Raw genomic sequence first — 8,065 nt, forward strand, 5'->3', positions numbered from 1 at the left:
CTCCCTCCGCGCGGATGGAGCCTCCAATCTGCTACCAGATCTTTGATAATCGCCCGGATCTGATCCGTCTCATCCGTTCTCCTGGTAGTTCTCGACGGACGCCCCCTCGGAGGGGGTGCACACGTACACGGAGGGCCGGATGCCGACCTCGCGCTCGTAACGCGACGCCACCTCGCTCGCGAGCGATTCGGCGGATTCGGGAGCGACCAGCGCCACCGCGCACCCGCCGAATCCGGCGCCGGTCATGCGCGCCCCGAGGCACCCCTCCTGCGCCCGCGCGATCTCGACGATCACGTCCAGCTCGCGGCGCGACACCTCGAAGTCGTCGCGCAGGCTGGCGTGGCTCTCGTCCATGAGGAGTCCTGCCGTCGCCGCGTCGCCGGCGGCCAGCGCGTCGGCGGCGGCCAGCGTGCGGGCGTTCTCGGTGATCACGTGGCGCGCGCGGCGGCGCGTGACGTCGTCCAGCTCCCCGGCGCGCCGCTCGAAGGTCGCCAGGTCCACGTCGCGCAGCGCGCGCACGCCGAAGTGGCGCGCCGCCGCCTCGCACTGCGCGCGGCGCTCGTTGTAGGCGCTGTCCACCAGCCCGCGCCGCGTGCCGGTGTCGAGCACCACCACCGCCTCGCGCCCCATCGGCACCGCGCGCGTCTCCAGCGACCGGCAGTCGATGAGCAGCGCGTGCCCCGCGCGCCCGGCCGCCGAGATCATCTGGTCCATGATCCCGCTGTTCACGCCGACCCACGCGTTCTCGGCGCGCTGCGCGATGCGGGCGACGCGGGCGGGCTCCCACGACGCGCCGCGGTCCGACGCCCACGAGAGGGCGCGCGCCACCGCCAGCTCCAGCGCCGCGCTCGACGACAGCCCGGCGCCGACCGGGACGTTGCCGGCCATCACCCCCTCGACCCCGCGCGGCGTCGGCACCCCGCCCTCGGCCAGCGCCCACGCCATGCCGGCCACGTACTCGGCCCAGTGCTTCCGGCGGTGCTCCGGGGCCGCCAGGTCCACCTCGGCCGCGTCGCCGAAGTCGAGCGAGTGCAGCACGACGCGGCGGTCGTCGCGCGCGCGCCCCGCGATCCACACCGCGCGGTCGATCGCGACCGGGAAGACGAAGCCGTCGTTGTAGTCGGTGTGCTCGCCGATCAGGTTCACGCGCCCCGGCGCGCGCGCCACGAAGTCGGGGGGCGCGCCGAAGCGCTCGGCGAAGGCGCGGACGGCGCGCGCCCGCGGCGTGTCGTCGCTCGTCACGCGCTCACGGCTCCAGCAGGGAGGTCTCGGGGGCGCCGCGCAGCCGCTCGGCGGCCGTCTCGGGCGTCAGGTCGCGCTGCGCCTCGCCGAGCATCTCGTAGCCGACGAGGAACTTGCGCACGGTCGCGCTGCGCAGCAGCGGCGGGTAGAAGTGCAGGTGCAGGTGCCACTCGGGGTGCGGCGCGCCGTCGGTCGGCGCCTGGTGCAGCCCCGCCGAGTACGGGAAGGAGACGTCGAACAGCCGGTCGTAGCGGCGCGTGAGGCGGCGCAGCACGTCGGCCAGCGCGTCGCGCTCGGCGTCGTCGAGCGCCGCCACGTGCGGGGCGGGGCGGCGCGGCACCACCAGCGTCTCGAACGGCCACACCGCCCAGAACGGGACGAGCGCCACCCAGTGGTCGTTCTCGACCACCGTGCGCTCGCCGCCCCGCGCCTCGAGGGCGAGGTAGTCGGCGAGCAGCGTGCGCCGGTGGCGGGCGTGGTGGTCGCGCTGCCGCTCCAGCTCGCGCGCGGCGTGCAGCGGGAGCGAGCGCTGCGCCCAGATCTGGCCGTGGGGGTGCGGGTTGCTCGCCCCCATCGCCTCCCCCTTGTTCTCGAAGATCTGGACGTGCCCGATGTCCGGGTCGGCGCCCAGCTCCTCGTACTGCGCGGCCCACAGGTCCACCACGCCGCGCAGCGTCGGCAGGTCCATGTCGGGGAGCGTCAGGTCGTGGCGCGGCGTGAAGCAGAGCACGCGCGCCCGCCCCGACTCGGCGCGCGCCACGAGGAGCCCGTCGACGTCCATCCCCGCGTCCACGCGCCCCGGCGTGAGCGCGGCGAAGTCGTTCTCGAAGACGAAGGTCGTCGCGTAGTCCGGATTGCGCTCGCCGCCGACGCGCGCGTTGCCGGGGCAGAGGTAGCACGTCGGGTCGTACGCCGGCCGGCGCGCCACCGCCGGCGTCTCCACCTGCCCCTGCCACGGCCGCTTGGCGCGGTGCGGCGACACGAGCACCCACTCGCCGGTCAACGGGTTGAAGCGGCGGTGGGGGGCGTCGCGGAGTACGGGCGGCAGCGTCGGGTCGGAAGTCGTCACGCGGGCGGGCGACCGCAGGAAGCCGGCCACCGAGATGCTGCGGGCTGCGGGCTGCGGATTCGGAACCCGCAGGCCGCAGCCCGCAGCGCACGCTCAATTCTTGGGGATGACGGAGACCGTGAACGGCAGCACCGGCGGCGTCCCCGCGCTCCGCGCGTCGAACTGCGAGTTCACCACCAGGTACCGCCCGCGCGCCTCCACGAACGTCGTCGGGTAGCGGAAGGACGGGTCCGTCGTCTGCGACACGATCTCCCCCGCCGTCCCGCCGTCGCGCAGCCGGATCTCGACCAGCAGCTCCTCCTGGTTGCGGAGCACCGTCAGCCGGTTGCCGCCCGTCACCTCGAGCCCGTCGCCGTTGGTGAGCGCGGCGCCGCCCAGGTCGACCTGGGTGACGGCGCGCGTGGCGACGTCGATCGCGAACAGCTCGCCCGTGTTCGACTGCACGACGTAGAGCGTGCGTCCGTCGGGGGAGGCGGCGATCCCGTTGAGGTTGAAGCCGGTGGTGTACTCGATCAGCGTGCCGGCGAGCGGGAGCCAGGGCTCCACGACCCAGCCAGTCGGGCCCTCGTACACCCGGTAGATGACGGGATTCTGCGAGTCCGTCACGTAGGCCGTGTCGCCGCGCACCACCGCGACGTCGTTGACGAAGGTCGGCGTCCCGGACGCGGCCTGCAGCGCGGCGAGCGTCGCGCCGTCCGGCGACAGCACGAACACCCGCCCCGTCGCCCCGCCGGCCACGAACAGCTCGCCGTCGCTCCCGACGTCGATCCCGATCGCCGTCGTGCGCCCGTCGACGCCGCCGGGGATGCTGTCGGCGAGGGTGGCGTCGCGCAGGTCGCCGTAGAAGATTGCGCCGCTGGTGGTGCTGGTGACGTAGACGCGCTGCCGGCGCGGGTCGACCGCGATCCCCTCCGGGAAGACGCGCGTCCCCGGGAGGACGTAGGCGTCGGGGAGGCCCCCGGCGGCGGCCGCCTTCCCGGCGCGCGGGGCGTCGGCGGGGGCCAGCGGGACGACGTCCTGGCAGGCGGCGGTCAGGGCGACGAGCGCGGCGAGAGCCGCGCGCGGCGCGGCGGGGGTGGGGCGACGGGACATCCGGAACGGCCTCGAGGGTGAGGGAGCGGGCGCCGTGCGCACGCGCGGCGGTGGCGCGGGGGCAGGATGCGCGCCGCCGCGCGACCGGTGCGGGGTGGCGCGCTCAACGTCCGCCGGTTCCCTTTGCGTTAGAGAAGTGCGCGACCCCCCGTCGCCCGACGTCCGCCCCGCCCCCCCCACTCCCCCGGAGATCTTCGGCGTGCACCCACCGTTCGTCAGACGCGCCCTGTTCGGCGCCCTCGCCCTCGCCGGAGCCGGCGCCTTCCCGGCCCAGGCGCCGGCCCAGGCGCCCGCGCGCCCGCGGCTCGCCGCCCCGGCCCCGGAGCCGGCCGCGCGCTTCGTCGCCGGCCAGGCCGTGCGCTTCGACACCCTCGCCTTCGCCGGGCTCCGCTGGCGCGAGGTCGGGCCGCCGCGCGGCGGCCGCTCGGTCGCGGTCGCCGGCAGCGTCCAGCGCCCGCTCGAGTACTGGATGGGGACCACCGGCGGCGGCGTCTGGAAGACCACCGACGGCGGCGCGAACTGGGCCCCGGCCTCCGACCGCTACTTCGGCGGCACCATCGGCGCCATCGCCGTCGACCCGTCCAACCCCGACGTCGTCTACGTCGGCGGCGGCGAGACGCAGATCCGCGGCAACACCTCGCACGGCGACGGCCTCTGGAAGACGACCGACGCCGGGCGCACCTGGACGATGCTCGGCTTCAAGGACGAGTACATCTCCACGCTCCGCGTCCACCCGACCAACGCGAACGTCGTCTGGGCCGGCGTGTTCGGGCGCGTCTTCTCGGCGCACCCCGACCGCGGCGTCTACAAGAGCACCGACGGCGGAAAGACCTTCCGCAAGACGCTGTTCGTCAACGACTCCACCGGCGCCATCGACATCGCGCTCGACCCGTCCAACCCGGACGTGCTGTACGCCGCCATGTGGCAGGCGTACCGCTCGCCGTGGAAGCTGTCGAGCGGCGGCGTGCACTCGGGGATCTGGAAGAGCACCGACGGCGGCGAGCGCTGGACGAAGCTCACCGGCACGGCGCGCGGGCTCCCCACGGGCGTCGTCGGCAAGATCGGCCTCGCCGTCTCGCCGGCCAAGCCGAGCCGCATCTGGGCGCAGATCGAGCACGACTCGGGCGGGGTGTACCGCTCCGACGACGGCGGGCAGTCGTGGGAGTACATCAACCGCGACCGCAAGCTGCGCCAGCGCGCCTGGTACTACTCGGGGCTGTTCGCCGACCCGCGCGACTCGAACGTCGTCTACGGGCTGAACGTCGGCATGTACCGGTCGCGCGACGGCGGCCGCACGTTCAACGAGACGATCGGCACGCCGCACAGCGACAACCACGACCTGTGGATCGCGCCGAACGACCCGAACCGCATGGTGCAGGGGAACGACGGCGGCGCCAACGTCTCGTTCAACCGCGGGCAGACCTGGACCGACCAGGACTTCTCGACGGCCCAGTTCTACCACGTCAGCACGACCAACGAGTTCCCGTACAAGGTCTGCGGCGCGCAGCAGGACAACTCGACCCTCTGCGGCCCGAGCCGCAAGGAGGGCGGCGTGTCGATGGCCGACTGGTACGACGCCGGCGGCGGCGAGTCGGGCTACGTGACGCCGCACCCGACGCGCCCGGACGTGATCTTCGCCGGCAGCTACGGCGGGCTCCTCACGCGCAAGGACCGGCGCACGGACTTCGAGCGCAACGTCACGGTGCACCCCGACAACCCGATGGGGTACTCGTCGGAGGACATCGCGGTGCGCTTCCAGTGGACGTTCCCGATCGTCTTCTCGCGCCACGACCCGGGCGTCCTGTACGCCGGCGGCAACTACCTCTTCCGCTCCACCGACGAGGGGCAGAGCTGGACGCGCGCCTCGCCCGACCTGTCGCGCCGCGACCCGGCGACGATGGGCCCCTCGGGCGGCCCGATCACGCGCGACCAGACGGGCGTCGAGACGTACGGCGTCATCTTCACGTTCGATGAGTCGCCGCTGCAGAAGGGGCTCCTGTGGGCCGGCACCGACGACGGCTACGTCTGGGTGTCGCGCGACAACGGCGCCAACTGGAAGAACGTGACGCCGAAGGACATCGGCGACTTCACGCGCGTCTCGATGATCGACCCGTCGAAGTACGCCGCGTGCGGCGCCTACCTCGCGGGGAACCGCTACCAGCAGGACGACAAGCGGCCGATCCTCTACAAGACGACCGACTGCGGCGCCACCTGGACGGCGATCACCACCGGCATCCCGGAGACCGAGTTCACGCGCGTCATCCGCGAGGACCCGGTGCGCCGCGGGCTGCTCTACGCCGGCACGGAGCGCGGCGTGTGGGTCTCGTTCGACGACGGCGCCAACTGGCAGTCGCTCAAGAAGAACCTGCCCCCGGTCCCGGTCCACGACCTGGTCGTCAAGGACGCCGACCTGGTGATCGCGACGCACGGCCGCTCGTTCTGGATCATGGACGACGTGTCCGCGATGCGGCAGGCGACCCCGGAGCTCGTGGCGCGGACGCACCTCTACAAGCCGCGCGACGCGTACCGCACCAACTGGGGCGGCGGCGGGTTCGGCGGGCGCGGCGGCGCGCAGGCGCCGTCGGGGGTGAGCGTGTACTACAACCTCGCCCGCGCCAACCAGCCGGTGCGCATGGAGTTCCTCGACGCCGCCGGGAAGGTGATCCAGTCGTTCACCAGCGCCCAGGACTCGGCCACCGCCGCCGACAGCGTGCGCGCCGCCGAGCGGCAGACCGCGCGCGTCGACTCGCTCGTCCGCACCGGCCTCGCGCGCGACTCGGCGATGAAGCTGGCGCAGCGCAACGAGGGTGGCGGCCCGGCCGCCGGGATCGACTTCGAGGCGCTGGCGCGCTCGGGCCCGCGGCCGCCGCGCGTCCCGAACCGCCAGGGGCTCAACCAGTTCTCCTGGAACCTGCGCTACCCCGACGCCGTCCGCTTCGACAACCTGATCATGTGGGCGGCCGGCACCACCGGCCCCATCGCGCCCCCGGGCACGTACGCGGTGCGCATGACGGTCGAGGGCGAGGCGCCGGTCACCCAGCAGTTCGCGGTGCGCAAGGACCCGCGCTCCGAGGCGACGCTGGCCGACCTGCAGGAGCAGTTCCGCTTCCTCACGCAGATCCGCGACCGCGTGAGCGACGCCAACAACGCGGTGCGCACGGTGCGCAGCGTGCGCGGCCAGGTCGACGACCGCACCAGGCAGATCGCCGGCAAGGCGCAGGAGGCGGAGTTCAAGCAGGCCGCCACGGCGCTGATGCAGGAGCTCTCGCAGCCGGAGGAGTCGATCTACCAGGTCCGCAACCAGAGCTCGCAGGACCCGCTCAACTACCCGATCAAGCTGAACAACAAGATCGCGGCGCTGACGGGGATCGTCGCCAGCACCGAGGCGAAGCCGACGAAGCAGAGCTACACGGTCTTCAACCAGCTCTCCGGCGCGCTCGAGGTCGAGCTGCAGAAGGTGCGGCGCTCGCTCAACTCGTCGCTGCCGCGGGTGAACGAGATCCTGCGCGCGGCCGGCCTCCCGATCATCGTCCCCAACACCGCCGAGCGCCCGCGCCCGGCGACGGTGATGGACGACGAGGAGAACATGCTCGGGTACAAGATGAAGTGGTGAGCCGCCGGCGTTGAGCGAGGGGGGACGGGTCCGAACGGGCCCGTCCCCCCTTTCTCATTCCACCCGCAATCCCATCAGCTCCAGCAGCGCCAGCGCGTTGGCGCGCGTCGCCGGCCCGGGGCGCGCCACGTAGTCGAACTCCAGCGCCAGCGCGCCGTCGTCGCCGCGCCGCACGCGCCCGTCGAAGTGCACGGCCTGCGGCGGCGGCTCCGCGCCCGGCGGCGCGATCTCGGGGTCGTGCGTGGTGACGGCGCCGGCCGCCCCGGCCGCGCGCAGCGCCGCCAGCACGGCACGCGTCGCCACCCGCCGGTCGCCGGCGTTGGTGCCGTGCAGCACCTCGTCGAGCAGGAAGAGCACGGGCGCGTCCGAGGCCGCCTCCGCCTCGCGCACGACGTCGCGCAGCCGCGTCACCTCGGCCATGAAGAGCGAGACGCCGCGCCCCAGGTCGTCCTCGACGCGCACGCTGCTGCGCACGCGGCAGCGCCGCAGCCGCAGCGACGCGGCGGGCACCGCGCCGCCGGCCTGCGCCAGCAGCGCCGCCAGCCCGAGCGCGCGCAGGAAGGTCGTCTTGCCGGCCATGTTCGGCCCGCTCACCACCAGCACGTCGCCCGGCGCGCGCAGCGTCGCGTCGCTGGCCACCGCCGCCCCGGGGGCGAGCAGCGGGTGCACCAGCCCGCGCGCCTCCAGCCGCGCCCCCGCGTCGTCGTGCACCGCCGGCACGGTCCACGCCGGGTGCTCGGCGGCCAGCGTCGCCAGCACCAGCAGCGCCTCGACGTCGGCCGCGTCGTCGAGCCACGCCGCGGCGTGCGCGCGGTGCGCGAGGCGCCACCGCGCCAGCGCCCCCGCGAGGTGCACGTCGAACGCGACGGCGGCGTTGAACGCCCAGTGCGCCATCGGCGAGCGGTGCACCTCGTTCCACTCGAGCAGCCGCACCAGCGCGCCGAACGCCGCCACCACGCGCTCGTCGCGCACGCGGCGCTGCACGGCGCCGGCGCGGCCGGGGGCGTCGGGCTCCGCGGCCAGCCGCGCCAGCACGCGCACCACCCCCG

Annotated in this window: 4 protein-coding genes and 1 pseudogene; 1 reads left to right on the forward strand and 4 read right to left on the reverse strand. The window is 74.2% G+C overall.

All coding sequences use genetic code 11. From position 1 onward, the window contains the following. Positions 1–69: 69 nt before the first annotated feature. The 3 genes from galK to PYV61_RS16800 form a co-directional block, all read right to left on the reverse strand. On the reverse strand, positions 70–1,242 hold the full coding sequence (gene galK / locus PYV61_RS16790) for a galactokinase (RefSeq protein WP_275833688.1): 1,173 nt from the start codon (positions 1,240–1,242) through the stop codon (positions 70–72). Between the two features lie 4 nt (positions 1,243–1,246). Next, positions 1,247–2,311: a UDP-glucose--hexose-1-phosphate uridylyltransferase gene (locus PYV61_RS16795; RefSeq protein WP_275833690.1), complete on the reverse strand. Its 1,065-nt coding sequence runs from the start codon at positions 2,309–2,311 to the stop codon at positions 1,247–1,249. A gap of 93 nt (positions 2,312–2,404) precedes the next feature. Beyond that, entirely contained in the window at positions 2,405–3,403 is a 999-nt protein-coding gene (locus PYV61_RS16800; RefSeq protein ID WP_275833692.1) for a hypothetical protein, read from the reverse strand. Positions 3,404–3,602: 199 nt separating this feature from the next. On the opposite strand from PYV61_RS16800, the gene PYV61_RS16805 reads away from it, so the two are divergent. Then, positions 3,603–7,016, forward strand: coding sequence for a glycosyl hydrolase (locus PYV61_RS16805; protein WP_275833694.1), 3,414 nt, complete (start codon positions 3,603–3,605; stop codon positions 7,014–7,016). Between the two features lie 54 nt (positions 7,017–7,070). Here PYV61_RS16805 and PYV61_RS16810 read toward each other — a convergent pair. Beyond that, a pseudogene (locus tag PYV61_RS16810) lies at positions 7,071–8,065 on the reverse strand (DNA mismatch repair protein MutS); the annotation flags it as partial.

Origin of the sequence: Roseisolibacter sp. H3M3-2 (assembly GCF_029211165.1) — a bacterium.
Taxonomy (GTDB): Bacteria; Gemmatimonadota; Gemmatimonadetes; order Gemmatimonadales; family Gemmatimonadaceae; genus Roseisolibacter.